This window comes from Mesorhizobium sp. M7A.F.Ca.CA.001.10.2.1 (genome assembly GCF_003998575.1).
Classification (GTDB): domain Bacteria; phylum Pseudomonadota; class Alphaproteobacteria; order Rhizobiales; family Rhizobiaceae; genus Mesorhizobium.
Genome location: NZ_RZQY01000068.1, coordinates 1 through 15,480 on the forward strand (window position 1 = coordinate 1; position 15,480 = coordinate 15,480).

Annotated in this window: 17 protein-coding genes and 1 pseudogene; 11 read left to right on the forward strand and 7 right to left on the reverse strand. The window is 61.8% G+C overall.

All coding sequences use genetic code 11. The annotated features are described in order from the left end of the window. The 4 genes from EN964_RS06985 to EN964_RS07000 all read left to right on the forward strand — a co-directional run. Nucleotides 1-760 (forward strand): LLM class flavin-dependent oxidoreductase (locus EN964_RS06985; protein ID WP_164775751.1); only part of this gene is annotated, 760 nt, incomplete at its 5' end. A 42-nt stretch (nucleotides 761-802) separates the two neighbouring features. Continuing rightward, a complete protein-coding gene (locus tag EN964_RS06990; RefSeq protein ID WP_127269151.1) occupies nucleotides 803-1,450 on the forward strand; it encodes a ThuA domain-containing protein in 648 nt (215 codons plus the stop codon). A 59-nt stretch (nucleotides 1,451-1,509) separates the two neighbouring features. Further along, a complete protein-coding gene (locus tag EN964_RS06995; RefSeq protein ID WP_127269152.1) occupies nucleotides 1,510-1,854 on the forward strand; it encodes a hypothetical protein in 345 nt (114 codons plus the stop codon). 93 nt (nucleotides 1,855-1,947) lie between these two features. Continuing rightward, entirely contained in the window at nucleotides 1,948-2,361 is a 414-nt protein-coding gene (locus tag EN964_RS07000; protein ID WP_127269153.1) for a hypothetical protein, read from the forward strand. 10 nt (nucleotides 2,362-2,371) lie between these two features. On the opposite strand, the gene EN964_RS07005 is transcribed toward EN964_RS07000, so the two are convergent. After that, on the reverse strand, nucleotides 2,372-4,396 hold the full coding sequence (locus EN964_RS07005) for an amidase (protein WP_127271026.1): 2,025 nt from the start codon (nucleotides 4,394-4,396) through the stop codon (nucleotides 2,372-2,374). Nucleotides 4,397-4,540: 144 nt separating this feature from the next. Here EN964_RS07005 and EN964_RS07010 point away from each other — a divergent pair, with 144 nt between their 5' ends. Next, complete coding sequence (locus EN964_RS07010; protein ID WP_127269574.1) at nucleotides 4,541-4,816, forward strand: hypothetical protein; 276 nt, start codon at nucleotides 4,541-4,543, stop codon at nucleotides 4,814-4,816. Nucleotides 4,817-4,831: 15 nt separating this feature from the next. On the opposite strand, the gene EN964_RS07015 is transcribed toward EN964_RS07010, so the two are convergent. Genes EN964_RS07015 through EN964_RS07030 form a run of 4 tightly spaced genes read right to left on the reverse strand, consistent with a single transcriptional unit; the run spans nucleotide 4,832 to nucleotide 8,720 of the window. Then, nucleotides 4,832-5,917, reverse strand: a complete 1,086-nt coding sequence (locus EN964_RS07015; protein ID WP_127269573.1) for a Gfo/Idh/MocA family protein — start codon at nucleotides 5,915-5,917, stop codon at nucleotides 4,832-4,834. Nucleotides 5,918-5,956: 39 nt separating this feature from the next. Then, nucleotides 5,957-6,721: an ATP-binding cassette domain-containing protein gene (locus EN964_RS07020; protein ID WP_127269572.1), complete on the reverse strand. Its 765-nt coding sequence runs from the start codon at nucleotides 6,719-6,721 to the stop codon at nucleotides 5,957-5,959. Further along, nucleotides 6,718-7,719 (reverse strand): ABC transporter permease, encoded by a 1,002-nt coding sequence (locus EN964_RS07025; RefSeq protein ID WP_127269571.1) that lies wholly within the window; start codon nucleotides 7,717-7,719, stop codon nucleotides 6,718-6,720. Before EN964_RS07025 ends, EN964_RS07020 begins: the two co-directional genes overlap by 4 nt. Then, a complete protein-coding gene (locus tag EN964_RS07030; protein ID WP_127271023.1) occupies nucleotides 7,716-8,720 on the reverse strand; it encodes a substrate-binding domain-containing protein in 1,005 nt (334 codons plus the stop codon). The genes EN964_RS07025 and EN964_RS07030 overlap by 4 nt, the downstream gene beginning before the upstream one ends. Nucleotides 8,721-9,133: 413 nt before the next feature. On the opposite strand from EN964_RS07030, the gene EN964_RS07035 reads away from it, so the two are divergent. Together EN964_RS07035 and EN964_RS07040 are read left to right on the forward strand one after the other, a co-directional pair. Next, a complete protein-coding gene (locus tag EN964_RS07035) occupies nucleotides 9,134-9,367 on the forward strand; it encodes a hypothetical protein (RefSeq protein WP_127270217.1) in 234 nt (77 codons plus the stop codon). Between the two features lie 119 nt (nucleotides 9,368-9,486). Then, nucleotides 9,487-9,684: a hypothetical protein gene (locus EN964_RS07040; RefSeq protein WP_127270219.1), complete on the forward strand. Its 198-nt coding sequence runs from the start codon at nucleotides 9,487-9,489 to the stop codon at nucleotides 9,682-9,684. 108 nt (nucleotides 9,685-9,792) lie between these two features. Here the strand turns inward: EN964_RS07040 and EN964_RS07045 are convergent, their stop codons facing one another. Together EN964_RS07045 and EN964_RS07050 are read right to left on the reverse strand one after the other, a co-directional pair. Further along, entirely contained in the window at nucleotides 9,793-10,749 is a 957-nt protein-coding gene (locus tag EN964_RS07045; protein WP_206517159.1) for a hybrid-cluster NAD(P)-dependent oxidoreductase, read from the reverse strand. Nucleotides 10,750-10,961: 212 nt separating this feature from the next. Then, nucleotides 10,962-11,819, reverse strand: a complete 858-nt coding sequence (locus EN964_RS07050) for a LysR family transcriptional regulator (protein WP_127270220.1) — start codon at nucleotides 11,817-11,819, stop codon at nucleotides 10,962-10,964. A 134-nt stretch (nucleotides 11,820-11,953) separates the two neighbouring features. On the opposite strand from EN964_RS07050, the gene EN964_RS07055 reads away from it, so the two are divergent. The 4 genes and pseudogenes from EN964_RS07055 to EN964_RS07070 form a co-directional block, all read left to right on the forward strand. Next, nucleotides 11,954-13,036 carry an amidohydrolase family protein gene (locus tag EN964_RS07055; RefSeq protein WP_023809365.1) on the forward strand — a complete coding sequence of 361 codons (1,083 nt, stop codon included), beginning with the start codon at nucleotides 11,954-11,956 and terminating at the stop codon, nucleotides 13,034-13,036. Nucleotides 13,037-13,047: 11 nt separating this feature from the next. Then, on the forward strand, nucleotides 13,048-13,401 hold the full coding sequence (locus EN964_RS07060; RefSeq protein WP_023809364.1) for a Rieske (2Fe-2S) protein: 354 nt from the start codon (nucleotides 13,048-13,050) through the stop codon (nucleotides 13,399-13,401). 120 nt (nucleotides 13,402-13,521) lie between these two features. Then, a complete protein-coding gene (locus tag EN964_RS07065; RefSeq protein ID WP_127271018.1) occupies nucleotides 13,522-15,129 on the forward strand; it encodes an ABC transporter substrate-binding protein in 1,608 nt (535 codons plus the stop codon). 1 nt (nucleotide 15,130) lies between these two features. Continuing rightward, nucleotides 15,131-15,480 (forward strand): annotated as a pseudogene (locus EN964_RS07070) (hypothetical protein); the annotation flags it as partial.

Here is a 15,480-nt window from a genome sequence, read left to right on the forward strand (position 1 = left end):
CTACATGGCCGAGGACGCCGGTGCTGCCGACATCATCGCCGGCGGCCGCCTGCAGCTCGGCATCAGCCGCGGCTCGCCCGAGCAGGTGATCGATGGCTGGCGCCATTTCGGCTATGCGCCGCCGGAAGGCCAGAGCGACGCCGACATGGCGCGGCATCATGCCGAGGTCTTCCTCGAGACGCTGCGGGGCGAGGGGTTCGCCCAGCCCAATCCACGTCCAATGTTCCCCAATCCGCCCGGCCTCTTGCGCCTCGAGCCGCATTCGGAGGGTTTACGCGAGCGGATCTGGTGGGGTGCTGCCACCAACGCCACGTCGGAATGGGCGGCCAAGCTCGGCATGAACCTGCAGAGCTCGACGCTCAAATTCGACGAGAGCGGCAAGCCGTTCCACATCCAGCAGGCCGAGCAGATCCGCATCTACCGCGAAGCCTGGAAAGCGGCCGGTCACAAGCGCGAGCCGCGCGTCTCGGTCAGCCGCAGCATCTTCGCGCTGGTCGACGATCGCGACCGTGCCTATTTCGGCCGCGGCAATGAGGGCCGCGACCAGATCGGCTTCATCGAGGAGAACACCAAGGCGATCTTCGGGCGCAGCTATGCGGCCGAGCCGGATGTGCTGATCAAGGAATTGGCGCAGGACGAGGCAATCGCCGAGGCCGACACGCTGCTGCTCACCGTTCCGAACCAGCTCGGCGTCGACTACAATGCGCATGTCATCGAGGCGATCCTGACCCATGTCGCGCCGGCGCTGGGCTGGCGCTGACGCCAGATAGATCGAAGCGGAGTGCTCCAAGGGAGGGACACCATGCCAAAGAAGGCCTTGATCGCTTGGGGCGGCTGGGAGGGCCACACGCCGGAGCAGAGCGCGAAGGTCGTTCGCACCTTGCTTGAGCGAAACGGCTTCGACGTCACGCTGGGTGAGGGCACGGCGATGTTCGCTGATCCGGAGCTTGCTTCCTTCGATCTCATCGTGCCCGTCATCACGATGTCGACGATCGAAAAGGCCGAGCTGCAGAACCTGATGCATGCGGTTCGCGGGGGGAGCGGACTCGGCGGCTTCCACGGCACGATGGGCGACAGTTTCCGCAATGAGCCCGACTATCAGTTCATGACCGGCGGCCAATGGGTGGCGCATCCCGGCAACATCATCGACTATACTGTCGCGATCACCAGGCCGGACGAGCCGATCACATCGGGCATCAGCGATTTCGCCTACCGGTCGGAGCAGTATTACATGCATGTCGACCCGAGCAACGAAGTGCTGGCGACCACCACCTTCACCGACGCGCATTTTCCTGGGATAGGCGGCGTCGTCATGCCGGTCGTCTGGAAACGGCGCTATGGGGCGGGGAAGGTTTTCTACAGTTCCCTTGGTCACACTGCGGATGAGTTCGCGGTGCCGGAAATGGCGCTGATGGTGGAGCGGGGTTTGCTTTGGGCGGCTCGGGGGTAGCAGCAGGCGAAGTTCGTGAAAATCTGGTGGAATTCACAGGACATCTACGGAGATATCCAGTGAACGATTTCAGTTGGTCCGCTTCCGAAAAGAAGCTCGCCCGCCACGCCTTCGATAAGGCTCTTGAGGCGGCCCTCGCAAAGACGATGGCCGAATTCAAGAGCAAGGCCAGTGCGGTGACGGTTCCCTCCCAGATGTGGGAGCTGGAAGCCTATTTGCGTGAACAGCGGCGGGATATCGATCGGACGTTCGACTACCGCTATTCGCAGCTCCTTTATGTCTTCGCTCATCTCATCCGAGCAGGCTACCTCGATGAAAAGCTGCTTGCCGGTCTGGCGCAAGACAAATTGGACGCCATTCGGCGGGACCTTGCCTTTGCGGCGGGACGCCCGGCCAGCGGATGACGACGGGAGGGAGTGCGGCCGTCCCAATCCCTGCCATGCTGGAAAAGCGGCCGTTGTCGTACTACCATCCCGTCACATGGCGAGGGGGATGAGATGGACCATCAGCGTACTGTTTTTCTGATCGGCGCAGGTTCCGTTGGTGACGACGAGCAAGCTGTGTTCACGCTGCACGTGAACGGCGCTGCCTGCAATTTGAAATGCAGTTATCGGGACAAGGTGATCGAGGCAGAAGAGGAAGACTTTTTCGAGGCTCTGTTCCAAATCCGTCAGGCACTCGAAGTCGATGGCCTGCTACCCTTCTGTTACGGAGCAAGCGCCAATGTTTATCCGGAAAATACCGTGATGGAGAAAAGTCGCGGATTGATAGCCTGCAAGGTGAAGACGGGGCGATTTCCGCAAGAGAGCGATCTGGTCGACATATTTGATGATGGCGTCGACGTGGTTCCGGTTTTCGTCCATATGCAGCAGGAATTTTGGGAAGAATGGCTGACTTCGCTGCCTTCCTAGCGGCTGGCGTTCATCCAATCCCTCCGGTTACCAGATAGGCGCCGGCGCTGCGCCCATCCTCCAGCCGCACAATAGCCGTCACGATCGAGCCATACGAGCCACGCCAGACGCTGTGGAACCGCTGGTGCTCTGCGGCCGGAACCAATGCCTGTCCACAGGAGCGCGCTCCGCTTCGCTGCATCGCGACAGGCTCGCCGTTGACATGCACCTTGACACTGGCGTTTTCCGCCTCGGCGTCGATCGGCAGTTCGAGCGTGATGGTGATCTCGTCCTGATCGCCCGTCGTGCGCGTCTCGGCGGCAAGCGCGATGACGAGCGGAGGTGCCTTGCCGTCACCGGTTTGCGTGGGCCGGCGGGAAAATACATCTTCAGTCAGTTCCGGCGTGCGTGGGGGCAGGGTGCGGCGCCGGGTCGACTGTTCGAAATCGCCGGCCATGCGCAACAACCTGACATCATCATAGGCCTTGCCGGCGAAAGTCAGGCCGACCGGCATGCCGATATCGGCCATGGTTCCCATCGGCACGGTGACGGTGGGGATGCCGAAATGGCGCCAGACCAGATTGCCGTTGGCGACCCAGGTGCCATTGCGCCAGGCAAGGGCGGCGGACGCCTCGTCGATGTCTGCATCGGCCGGTCCGACATCGGCGGCCGCGGGCAGCACCACGGCGTCGATGCCATGGGCGTCCAGCCAGTCCTCGAAATCGATCCGCCTTGTCGCTTCGAGGCCCTTCAGGCCTTCTTCAATCGTCGGGATTTCCGTGACGGGCGTGACGCCGGACCGCGCCCGCTCGACATATTCCCTCAGGTCGAAGCCGCCCTCATAGCGGTCGGGCAGCGTGCCCGGCGGCTGCGGGAAGATCTTTGGGCCGTCGACCGAGACGAGATCGGGCAAAGACGGGTCGGCATTGGCGCGCAAAAAGTCGTCCCAGCCCCAGATGCAGAGATCCCAGAGTTCGCGCTCGGCGAACTCTTGGGGCATCAGCCCGCGCTCGACCATGGTGCGCGCGCCGGGGCGGTCGCGCTCATAGTTGGAAACGACGGGAAAATCGACCTCGACCACCTCGGCGCCAAGCCGCGCGAGATCGGCCGCTGCCTGTTGCCAAAGGGCAAGCACCGAGGCGCGGGTTTCGATCGGCGCATCGGCCTCGCTGTCGCGGCCGATATACATTCTGGGCACGCCGAGCCGCTTGCCTTTCAACGACCCCGCCAGTGCGAGGTCGGTATAGCGGGGCGGCCGCACGTCGGAGCTTTTCGGCAGCTTGACCCAGGGCTGCGCGCGCCAGAAATCGCCTCGCGTCTCGGGATCGTCGGCGACGATCACATCGAGCAGTTCGAGCATGTCGGGCATTGTCCGCGCGTGCGGCACCACGACATCCATGGTCGGCACAAGGGGCCAGTTGCCGCGCACCGAAATGACGCCGCGCGACGGGGTGTAGGCGACCAGTGCATTGTTGGTGGCCGGCGCGCGGCCGGACGACCAGGTTTCTTCGCCAAGCCCGAAGGCGCAGAAGCTGGCCGCCGTCGCCGTGCCGGAGCCATTGGACGAGCCCGACGCGAAGGCGGCGGTCAGATAGTCGCCATTGTAGGGGCTCTCGGCGCGACCGTAGACGCCGCGCTGCATGCCGCCATTGGCCATTGGCGGCATGTTGGTCAGCCCGATCAGCACGGCGCCGCCGGCGCGCAGCCGGGCAATGGTGAAGGCGTCCTCATTGGCGATGAGATGCTCGAAGGCGGGCGAACCGGCGGCCACCGTCAGGCCTGACACCTTGTAGCTGTCCTTGGCGGTGTAGGGGATGCCGTCGAGCGGTCCGAGCACGGCGCCATTGCTTCGGCGCCGGTCGGAGGCTGCCGCCTCCTTAAACATGTCAGGGTTGAGCACTGGGACGGCGTTGAGGCTGATGCCGTGGCGGTCGAAATGCCCGATGCGCCTGAGATAAGCCCCGACCAGTTCGACGCTGGTGACGGTGCCGTCATCAAGCGCGCGGCGCAGTTGGTCGATCGTCGCTTCGACGAGATGAAGGCTGGCATCGGTCATCACAGGTTCCACATTTCCACGCACCATGGATGAGCGAGGCAGCTGGCTTCGGCAAGAGCCTATCGCGGTCTTCTCCGGAACTTTTGTCCGGCTGGCGGTTTTGGATGTATGGTGTGATTCCGGAATGGCCAGGAGGGTATTGGCATGACCACCAAATGCGTTGCGATCCTAGCTCTCGCTGTCGCCATGGGCTCAAGCGCTTGCGCCCCGGCTTTCGCTGGCGACCGGCACCACGACCGCCGGGTCCAATCCGAACGCTACGTTCCCGCCGAAGGCGATCTCATCGACATCCTGTTCGGCGGCCCGCGCTACTACGATCAGCAGTTGGTGACGACGGCCGCCGGCGCGTGCTCCTATCATCGCGTCGGACCCGACGCGAATGCGGTGAACAAGATCAACGACCATCACTGTGGGAAGTAGGCGGCAGGCGGCGCCTCAGCGCCCGCCACTTTCTTTCATCCGCTCGATGATCTCGGCCATCAGCGCGAGGTCGCGGCGTGAATCGGCGAGGTCGGTCAGAGGCTTTGTGCCTTCGGTGATGTGGCGGTGGAAAATCTCGAGTTCATTCGAGAAAGCATCGCCGTAGAGAGGCCCGAAGGTTTTCGTCACCGGGCCGAGCGGGCCGGCATCGGTGACCTCCAGCCGCGTCGGCAGGCTTCGGATGTAGGGCGTGTCGTAGAGAATGCGCACACGCCTGGTGTTCGAGCGCACCTCGATCATGGCGTCGAACAGGCCGAGATCGTCGACCACCGCGTCGTAGAGACAAGCGAAATGGCCGTAGTCGAAGGTGACTGATGTGTTGGCGCCGCCATTGGTGCGGTGCGCGGCCAGCACGCGCGCCGGCTCGCCGATCAGCCCGCGCATCGCCGAAATGTGATGCGAGGAAAGCGCCGTCAGGCCGCGATAGGCGCGCACCAGATCGGTCGGCGCGTCGGCGCCGACCACCTCGCGGATCAGCGCGTCGCGTTCGCTTGCGCCACGCGCCAGCAGGGTAGGGTCTATGTCGTTGGGATAGAGGACGTTCTGGCTCTTCTTGAGAAAGTGCCGGCCTTCCGAGATCAGGTCGAAGATTCGGACATGGGTGATGTCGGCGTATGCCGGCAGTTCGTCCTTGGCCGCCAGATAGGCCGGCGCGTAGCGGCGCATATAGCCGACGAACAGGGTCTTGTCGTAGCCCGGCATCAGCGCCAGCAGATCGTCGATTTCGCGCACCGTCAGGCAGGCGGGCTTTTCCAGCAGGATATGCTTGTTGGCAGCAATCGCCGCCCGCACGAAGCGGCTGTGGGTGTCGTCGGATGACAGCACGAACACCGCGTCGATGTCGGGCGAACTAATCAGCGCCTCGGCCGTGTCGAAGGCCTTTGCCGTCGCAAATTCGGAGGTGACGAGTGACACCAGGCTGGGCGACACGTCGTACACGCCCGCGACCACCCAGCGGTCGCGCTGATCGCCCAGCACAGGCAGATGGATCGACTGCGCGACCTCTCCAAGACCTATCAGTCCGACACGAATTGGTGCCACAGGCGAACTCCCTTTGATTTTAAGTCTGATGCTGCAGGACTATGCCGCGCCGGTGACCAGCGCGACGAGCTCGTTTCCGGACGTTTCGGAAGCGCGCACGGTCGCCGCCATCTTTCCCGCCCGCATCACCCAGATCTGGTCGGACAGGCGGCGGACCTGATCGAAATTGTGGCTGACCAGGATGACTGAGACCGACTGCTCGCGCAGACGCCGGATCAGAGCCTCGACATTGGCGGTCTCCTGCACGCCGAGTGCTGCCGTCGGTTCGTCCATCACCACCAGCTTGGCGCCGGAGCCGACAGCGCGGCAGATCGAGATCGCCTGCCGCTGGCCGCCCGACAAGCGCCGCACACGCTGGTTGATCGACGGCACGTTGATCGACAGGCGCGACAGCATGGAACGGGCCTCGCGCTTCATCGCCTTGCGATCGAGGAAAGCGAACGGCCCGATGCGACGCACGATCTCGCGGTTGAGGAACAGGTTCTGCGCGACCGTCAGTTCGTCGATCAGCGCCAGGTTCTGGTGCACGGTCTCGATGCCGGCCTTGCGTGCCTCGTCGGGGTTGGCGAAGGGCCGCGCCCGGCCGTCGAAGAACAAATTGCCGGTGTCCGGCTGATGCACGCCGACCAGGCTGCGGATCAGCGTCGACTTGCCGGCGCCATTGTCGCCGATGACGGCGGTGACCTCGCCGCGACGGGCCTGGAAGGCGACGTCGGTGAAGGCGCGGATGCCGCCGAAATGCTTGCTCAGTCCTTCGCAGGCGATGATCGCCTCAGCGGCGGGGATGTGATGGAGCGCGCTCATTTCTGATATCGCATGATCAGGGCCGCCAGCACCACGATGGCGCCCACGGCAAGCGGTTGGTAGAAGGCTGAGACGTTGAGCAAGGTCAGGCCGTTGACGAGTGCTGTGAGCATCAGCGCGCCGATCGCCGGTCCCAGAATGCTGGCGCGGCCGCCGAACAGGCTGACGCCGCCCAGCACCACCGCCGCCACCGAATTGAGCAGCAGGCTGGTGTTGATCTGCGGTTCGGCCGAGCCGATGCGGGCGACCAGAAGAATGGCCGCGATGCCGGCGCAGAGACCGGAAATCGTGTAGGCGGCGATCTTGACCCGGTTGGTACGGATGCCGAGCGCGCCGGCGCTTTCCGCCTGGCCGCCGGTCGCCAGCAAATGCACGCCGAAGCGCGTGTGGTAGAGCGCGATATGGGCGACGATGACGGCTGCGATCGCCACCCAGACCGGATAACCGAACGGTCCGAACGAGCCCGAGGCGAGCCTGAGCAGGAAGGTCGAGCCGACCATGGTCGGTTCACCGCCCGACAGGATAAGGCCAAGGCCGGTGATGCCCGACAGCGTGCCGAGCGTCACCACGAAGTCGGGGATCTTGCCTGCGGTGATGATCAGCCCGTTGAGGAAGCCGACCGCGCTGGTGGCGAGAACCGCGAGCACGCAGGCGACAAAGATGCCGTAGCCGGCGGCGTTGACGAGGCCGAGGATGATGGCGCCGAGCATGACGGCTGCCGCTAGCGACAGGTCGATGCCCGAGGTGGCGATGACGAAGGTCTGGCCGATCGACAGCACGACCAGGATCGCAGCCGCCAGCAGCAGCGCCTGCAGATTGGCGACGCTGAGAAAGACCGGCTGGGCGATGCCGAAGACGATGACGAGGCCGACCAGGCCGACGACGGATGCCCAGTCGGCCCAGAAGGAGGGATCGAGGAGGAGAGCCGCCAGGGAGGGGCGGCTCTCCTCCGCACCCGCCGAATGGGCGGCGGGTGCGTTGTCTGCAGGTGTGCTCACTTCAGCATCTCGCGGAAGGGATCGGGATAGTCGCCGCCGGGACGCGGGAAGTTCTTCAGCGAGGCTTCGGCATTGTCCTTGTTGATCAACAGCACCGGCGCCGGCACGTTGGCCGGCAGTTCCTTGCCCTTGGCCGCCACTGCACAGGCCTCGAGGCCCATGGCGCCGACGACATAGGGATATTGGGCGACGGTGGCGGTGAGTTCGCCTGCCGCAATCGACTTGAGCGCGTCGACGATGCCGTCGAGGCCGATCACCTTGACGTCCTTGCCCGAGGTTCGCACGGCGCGCTCGACGCCGAGCGCCATGATGTCGTTGGCGGCGAAGAAGCCGGCGAGGTCCGGATGGGCAGCGAGAATATCGGTGGCGGCGGTCAGCGCCTTTTCGCGATCCCAGTCGGCGCTGACCATCACCACGATGTCGAGTTTACCTTCCACCGCCTGCTTGAAGCCCTTGATGCGGGCGTTGGAGCCGACATCGCCGACTATGCCGGCGACCAGCGCGACCTTGGAGCCCTTCGGCACCAGCTTCAGCATCTCTTCGCCGGCCAGCGCGCCGGCGGCGACATTGTCGGTGCCGATATAGGTCGAGACGGCGAAGCCGGCGGCCTTGGCCTGTTCCGGGTCTATGGTCGAGTCGATGTTGACGATCGGCTTCTTCTTCTGGGCGACCGGCACCAGCGCCTGGACGAGATTGGAGACGCTGATCGGGTTGACCAGGTAGCAATCGAAATCCTGCATGGCCATGGCGGTCAGGCGGTCGGCCTGGCCGGTGGCGTCACCCATATTGGCGGCGGCCTGGACGCTGACATTCACGCCGTTTGCCTTGGCCTGTTCCTCGATGCCCTTCTGCATGGTCTGGAAGAACGGATTGTCGAGGCCTTTGACGATGGCCGCGACTTTCGCCGTATCCTCGGCATGGGCGGGCGCTGCGACGATGGCTGCAAGCATGCCTGCGCCAAGCAGGTTCGTGCCAAGCTTCAGGCAATTGAACATACGCATGGTTTTTCCTCCTCCTGATTGTTTTTATGGGCTGCATCAATGTCGCTGTCCGGTGACTGCAATGTTAGACGGCGCGCAAGCGACCCCGGCGCCTGGCGCGATGGTTCGCCAACAGATTGCTGCCCGCTTTGGAATGTGCGGACTGCAGCCCAGGTCGGGCACTTTTCGATGTCAGGCATTGCTCCTCCCAGAGCGCCGGCCGATGCCAATCCGGCATTTGCGCATGTTTTATAAAAAATTGACACGCGTCAAGATTTAAAAGTGGTGCGTAGCGATTTTGGCTATGCACCCTGGGGGCATGACTGCCCTGCCGGCATGCGCTACAACCAACGCGCGAAAAAATGTGCCGGCCTGGGGAACCACTTGGGGATAGCGGCGTTAGTCGCTACTTTTGCGCAAGAGGGAGGTTTCGGGTGAGGCGTTTAGAGATCCTGGAAGAACCAACGGGTACATTTTCGATTTTCGACGCGATCACGGGGTTGCCGGCAATGGTCGAAGAGGGCGCATGCACCGGGCTTTATCGGCACGAAGTGCCGCAGGAGCTGCTTGCAGCGGTTGAAACGGTCCAACCCGGCGATTTTTCGCCGCTGCCTTCATTGGCGGCTTTGAACGACTGGCAGGTCGATAAAGACGATCTGCTGGCGTGAGCAAAGCCGCCCGGGATCGCATCAAAAAACATACCGTATAGGAAATCACGCCCTGTTGTCGAAAGCGGTGGTGAGGCATGGAAAGCAAGGGGAGGTTGCAGTGCGTCGGGAGGTGAAGCATGTCTGATCAGGACGAGCTGATCCGGGCTGCCATCGGACGGCTGCTCGCCGAGAAGACAGGCGCGGCCGTCATATCGATGAGAGAGAGCATTACCGAGCTTCTGGCGCTGACCGGTGCCGCGCTGGACGACAGACTGCAGGACCTGCTGCTGGAAATGGCCGAAGTCCGTGGCATGATGGTTGCTCTCGACTTCTGAGCAATATCGGCTGAGGTCGATGCGCATCAGTCCGCTACGCCCGCAACGCCTTCACCGGCAGTTCAACACTTACTGCGCCGGCTTCAATGCTGAACCAAGCACCCGGGGTTAAAGATCGAGCGAAACCGCGCCCTGAGGGTGGCTGCAGCATGCCAGGACATAGCCGGCCGACTTCTCTTCAGGGGCCAGCCCGCCGAGATCCTCCATGGCGACTTCGCCGGACAGCTTGGCGATGCGGCATGTGCCGCAAACTCCCTGCTGGCAGGCGGTTGGGACGTAGACGCCACATTGGCGCGCCGCCTCCAGCAGCGTCTCTCCGGGCAAGCAGTTATGCACGATCCCGGAGCGGACGAAACGGACCGAAGATGGTATTGTCGGGGCCGGTTCCAACTGGGGGCTGCTGCCGCCGCCGAAGCTCTCCTGGTGGTACCGTGACGGAGCCACGCCAATCGCATCCAGGCAGGCACGTGCGGCTTTCATGTACGCTTCAGGGCCACAGGCAAAGATAGTGCGGTTGTGGAGATCGGGAACGAGGGTCAGCAGCATCTGACTGTCTATTCTGCCAGTCGGCCCCCTCCAGGTGGGATCTTCCTGGCTACAAACGCACGTTACTTTTACGTTGGGAAAGCGAGAGGCAAGTGCGTCCAATTCCCGTCGAAAGACTATATCACCAGGCGTTCTGGCACTATGAACGAATGAGATATCCTGGTCGGCCGCGCGGTCGGTAAGCGCACGCAGCATGGACATCACCGGCGTTATCCCGCTGCCGCCCGAAAGGAAGAGCGGCTTTTCATAGGGTAGGTCATCGAGATTGAATGAGCCGAGCGGCCCTTCGATCTCGATCTCGTCGCCCGCCCCCAAATTGTCGTGGAGCCAATTCGAAACCAGGCCGCCCGGTGTTCGCTTCACCGTGATCTGCAGGTCGAGCGGTCGCGTCGGTGGTGACGAAACAGAGTAGGAGCGCGTCACCGCGGCACCCTCGATCTTGAGGTGCACGAGTACATACTGGCCCGCGCTGAAGCAGAACATCCGATCCGTCGGGGATGTGAAAACGAAAGTTTTCACATCGGGCGTTTCCTCGATTACACGACGGCAGAGTACAAGCTGCGATGTGGTTTGTGCCCATTGCCGATGATGCCTCATCGGCAGGAGGTCGGGGGCCCCCAAGGAAACGTGTGCGTTCATCATTCATCTCGGTTCGAAGTCGAACCCAAGATGCCAGTTCCAGGCCCCCCGCAACAGAAGCATCCCTCCCGAGTTATGATCGATTATTTCGATTACATATCCAGTGACATCACGGCAACGTGAAGGGCGCGGATTCCCTTGCGGATGATCGGTTCGTGTTTGCGGCGCGCCAGGATGGCCGTGTGGACCGGCTGATGCAGCGTCGGAGCGCCTTCGACGATGAACGATGGGCGTTCGAGGGCGAACCTGCGCGCATCGTCACTTCTCATATAGCAGGTGCCGCCCGTGCGCCGTAGCATCATCTCCGCCAAGGTTTCCGATCCCATGGAAAGGCGACAGATCGCCAACTCGCCGAGCAATTCGGCATGGGCCTTCTCCAGCAGGACCGTATAGCCCGGACGAATGTAGGTTTCGGGGTCGACCTCGGAGAGGGTTCTGGCCACCGTGGAAACCATCACATATTCCTCAACCATCAAATGCTCATAGGAGATTTCGGGTAGGTATCGCGGGGCGTAAAGCACTGCGATATCGAGATTTCCCATGCTCAGGTCGCTGACCATCTGGTTTGAATAATCCGACTCGACATGGATCGACGATTTGGGAAGAGCCTGACACAGCGTCTCCACCCAACCCGGCAAAACCGAGCGGGTCATCCCGACCTGCGCGGCGACGCGCAGGGTTCCTTCGAAACGATTGAACGCCCGGACATCGTGGCGAGCCTGCGACCATGTGGACAGCAAGGATCTTGCATAAGCTTCGAACCGGCGCCCTGCGGCGGTCGGCTCCGCCCCGGCGCGTCCGCGCTGAAACAGTTCGGACCCGATTGCGCTCTCGAGGTTCTTAACGCGGGTGCTGATCGTCGACTGGGTCAATCCTAGCCGATCCGCGGTGCGATTGAAGTTTCTCGATTCGATGATGTCGAGAAAGGTCTCGATGTGATCAAGTTGCATGAAATCTCCAATCGAAAAACTCGATCATATTCCACGTATCATAAGCTTGATCAAACAATACTCAAGGCGGAAGCTGCAGCAGATCAACGGCCGGCAGCGCCGCCGGGACGAGATACGGATACGGAGCGGAAGAAGTGTTCATAGTCGACTGCGACTGTCATAATTACTGGTCAAGCGCCACCGTGTTGGAGCCCTATCTCTCCGGCTTGTGGAAAGACATGTTCATCGAGGGCGAGAAAACAGGTCCCGTTGGCGCCTTTCCGCATGGCCATCGGCCCTGGTTCCACCCGCAGGACTTCTCCCGCAAGGACATCCGTCCGAAAACGGAAGCCGACAACTATCTCATCATGAAAGAGAAGCACCTCGACAAATACAAAGTCGACGTGGCGATCCTGACCGGCGATGAGCCTATCGAGGCGTCGACCCTGGCTAACCCTTACTATGCCAGCGCTCTGGTCAGCGCGTACAACGATTATCAGATCGATCAGTGGTTGCCGAAAGACGATCGTTTCATGGGCTCGATCATCATCGCGCCACAGGATCCGAAGCTCGCTGCCGCCGAGATTCGCCGTCTTGGCAGTCATCCGCGGATGGTCCAGGTTCTCGCCTCCCAGGGGTCCGTCAAGCCGTATGGCGACCCGTTTTACCACCCGATCTACGAAGCCTGCGCGGAAGTGGGGTTGCCATTCGCCATTCATCTGGGCGGGCATGGCGGCGTGAATTCAACTGCCATTGCTCCCGCCCCGACGACATTCTTCTGGGAAACGCATGCCATTCTGCACATGTCGGCGATGTCGCACGTGGCAAGCATGATCGCCCATGGCGTCTTCGAGAAATGGCCGGACCTCTACTTCGTGATCATCGAATGCGGCGTCGCCTGGGTTCCGTCGGTCCTTTGGCGCCTGGACGCTGATTACAAAGCGCTGCGCAAGGAGACGCCATGGCTGAAGATGCTGCCGTCTGAATATTGCCGGCGCAACATCCGCTTTTCCACGCAGCCGCTGGAGCAGCCTGCAAACATCCAACATCTCTGGTCCACGCTCGAAGCGATGGACGGAGAAAACACGCTGATGTTTGCATCGGACTATCCGCACTGGGATTACGACGATGCCAACACGCTGCAAATCCCTCCTGCCTGGAAGAGCAAGATCATGGGACTGAACGCGCTGGAAGTCTACAAACGCATCCCCCGCGCGCAAGCCGCGAATGCCGCCTGAGGAAGCATACGATGCCCGAGAAGACATATATCTGCCGCGTCGACGAGATCGAAACAGGGTCTCCGTTCATCGCCAAGATACGCAGCCTTTCGGTCGGGATTTTCCGCATCGGAGATTCATTCCACGCGCTGCTGAATGTCTGTCCGCACCGTGGCGCTCCGCTTTGCGAGGGGCCGCAATGCGGCACAACCGCGCCCGTTGAACAGGCGCAATTCATCTATCATCGCGAAAACGAGATCGTTCGATGCGCCTGGCACGGCTGGGAGTTCGACATCAAGTCAGGCGCGGCCTTGGTCGATCCGTCCGTTCGCGCGCGCACATTTCCAGTCACCGTCGAAGCCGGCGGCATCTACGTGACGGCCTGATTGGCGCAAGCCGATTGGGATTGGAAAAATTCGAAGAAAGGTGGCGGGAGCCGATAAGCAGATTTGTTCGCCGGTGCTTGACGAGAAATAACGCGGGGAATTCCGCAATGGGAGAGTCAAATGTCAGAATCTGAATACAAGCTTGGTATCGCGCAAAGCCTGATCGGAGGCGGCAAGGTTTCCCGCCGCGACTTCATTCATCTTGGGCTGGCCGCGGGCCTGACGGTTGCCGCCGCCGACCGGCTGTTCGTGAGCACGGCGCGGGCCGAACCAATGCAGGGCGGCTTCGCCAAGCTCGGCATGGCTCATGGCGCGACGACGGATTCGATCGATCCGGCCGGCTACCCCGACACGTTCACACAAACCGCATTTTCGGGCTCGCTGTCCAACAGCCTCACTGAGGTCGACGCCAAAGGCAATGTCCAACCGGACCTCGCCGAGAGCTTTGAAACTTCGGATGGAGCCAAAACCTGGGCCTTCAAGCTGCGCAAAGGCGCAACCTTTCACAACGGCAAGACCGTGACGGCGGATGACGTCGTGACCTCCTTGCAATATCACATGGGCAAGGACACCAAATCGGCGGCGAAATCGCTGTTGGACTCCGTCGCCGACATCAAGGCGGATGGCCCGGAAACGGTGGTTTTCACGCTCAAGAGCGGCAACGCCGATTTCCCTTACATTATGAGTGACTACCATCTGGTCATCATGCCGGCCAAGGATGGCAAGGCGGATTGGGCTTCAGGCGTTCGCACCGGTGCTTTCGTCGTCGAGAATTTCCAGCCCGGCGTTTCGGCCAAGCTCAAGCGCAATCCAAACTACTTCAAGAACGGCAAGCCCTATCTCGATGAGGTGGAGTTCATCGCCATCACGGATCTTGCCGCTCGCATGGCGGCGCTGTCCACGGGGGAGGTGGACTATATCGGCCGCGCCGACCTGAAGACCCTCGGCATGTTGAAACGCAATCCCAAGGTGGAGATCGTCGAAGTCACTGGTTATGGGCACTATACCTTGCCGATGAATGTCACGATGGCGCCATTTGATAATCCAGACGTGCGAATGGCATTGAAATGGGCGATCAATCGCCAAGAAATCGTCGACAAGATCTTTCTTGGCCACGCCACTGTGGCCAACGACAACCCGATCGCGCCGGCCATCAAATTCGCCAAGGATCCGCAACCGCAACACAGCTTCGATCCGGAAAAAGCCAAGCATTACCTGAAAAAGGCCGGAATGGAGAACCTGAAGGTGGATCTCTCGGTCGCCGATGCCGCTTTTGCCGGCGCCGTGGACGCGGCTTCGCTCATTCGCGAAACGGCAGCCCAATGCGGCATCGACGTCAATGTCGTGCGTGAGGCCGAGGACGCTTATTGGGACAATGTCTGGCTGAAGAAACCCTGGTGCGCTTCCTATTGGAGCGGTCGGGCGACGGCCGACTGGATGTTCACGCAAGCCTTCGCCGCCGACTCCAGTTGGAATGAATCCTTCTGGAAAAATCCCCCTTTCAACGAACTGCTTGTCCAGGCGCGCGCCGAGACGGACGAGGCCAAGCGAGCGGCGATGTATGCCGAGATGCAGCAGTTAACCCACGATGACGGCGGCAGCATCGTGCTGGTCTTCAACAATTTCGTCAGCGCCCAATCCAAAAAGCTCGCACACGGTGATGTGGCGCCCAACTGGGAGAACGATGGACTGAAAATGGCCGAACGCTGGTGGATCGCCACGGCATGAGATGGCGGGCCGGAGCCGCGATGGTTTTGAGGCTCCGGTCAGCTGGCTCCGAGTGCAGGGCTGCCGCCCAAAGGGAAACGCCACGCACATGAACCCCGTCGCAAAAACGGTCCTGCAGCGCCTTGGCCTCGGCCTGGTCACTTTGTTCATCGTGTCCATCATTATCTTCTCTGCGATCGCGATGCTTCCAGGCGACTTCGCCAAGGCCACGCTCGGGCAATCGGCGACGCCCGAAACGGTCGCCGCGTTCCAGCGGGAAATCGGCATCGATCGCCCGCCTGTCGAGCGCTACTTCGTTTGGGTCGCCCAGATGCTCCATGGCGATTTCGGCTCTTCGTTTGCGAGCCGCAC

Coding starts and splice junctions, on each gene's coding strand:
- EN964_RS07000 (WP_127269153.1), top strand. CDS start 1,948: ATGGACCATCAGCGTACTGTTTTTCTGATCGGCGCAGGTTCCGTTGGT.
- EN964_RS07040 (WP_127270219.1), top strand. CDS start 9,487: ATGTCTGATCAGGACGAGCTGATCCGGGCTGCCATCGGACGGCTGCTC.
- EN964_RS07010 (WP_127269574.1), top strand. CDS start 4,541: ATGACCACCAAATGCGTTGCGATCCTAGCTCTCGCTGTCGCCATGGGC.
- EN964_RS06990 (WP_127269151.1), top strand. CDS start 803: ATGCCAAAGAAGGCCTTGATCGCTTGGGGCGGCTGGGAGGGCCACACG.
- EN964_RS07060 (WP_023809364.1), top strand. CDS start 13,048: ATGCCCGAGAAGACATATATCTGCCGCGTCGACGAGATCGAAACAGGG.
- EN964_RS07030 (WP_127271023.1), bottom strand. CDS start 8,720: ATGCGTATGTTCAATTGCCTGAAGCTTGGCACGAACCTGCTTGGCGCA.
- EN964_RS07020 (WP_127269572.1), bottom strand. CDS start 6,721: ATGAGCGCGCTCCATCACATCCCCGCCGCTGAGGCGATCATCGCCTGC.
- EN964_RS07050 (WP_127270220.1), bottom strand. CDS start 11,819: ATGCAACTTGATCACATCGAGACCTTTCTCGACATCATCGAATCGAGA.
- EN964_RS07065 (WP_127271018.1), top strand. CDS start 13,522: ATGTCAGAATCTGAATACAAGCTTGGTATCGCGCAAAGCCTGATCGGA.
- EN964_RS07005 (WP_127271026.1), bottom strand. CDS start 4,396: ATGACCGATGCCAGCCTTCATCTCGTCGAAGCGACGATCGACCAACTG.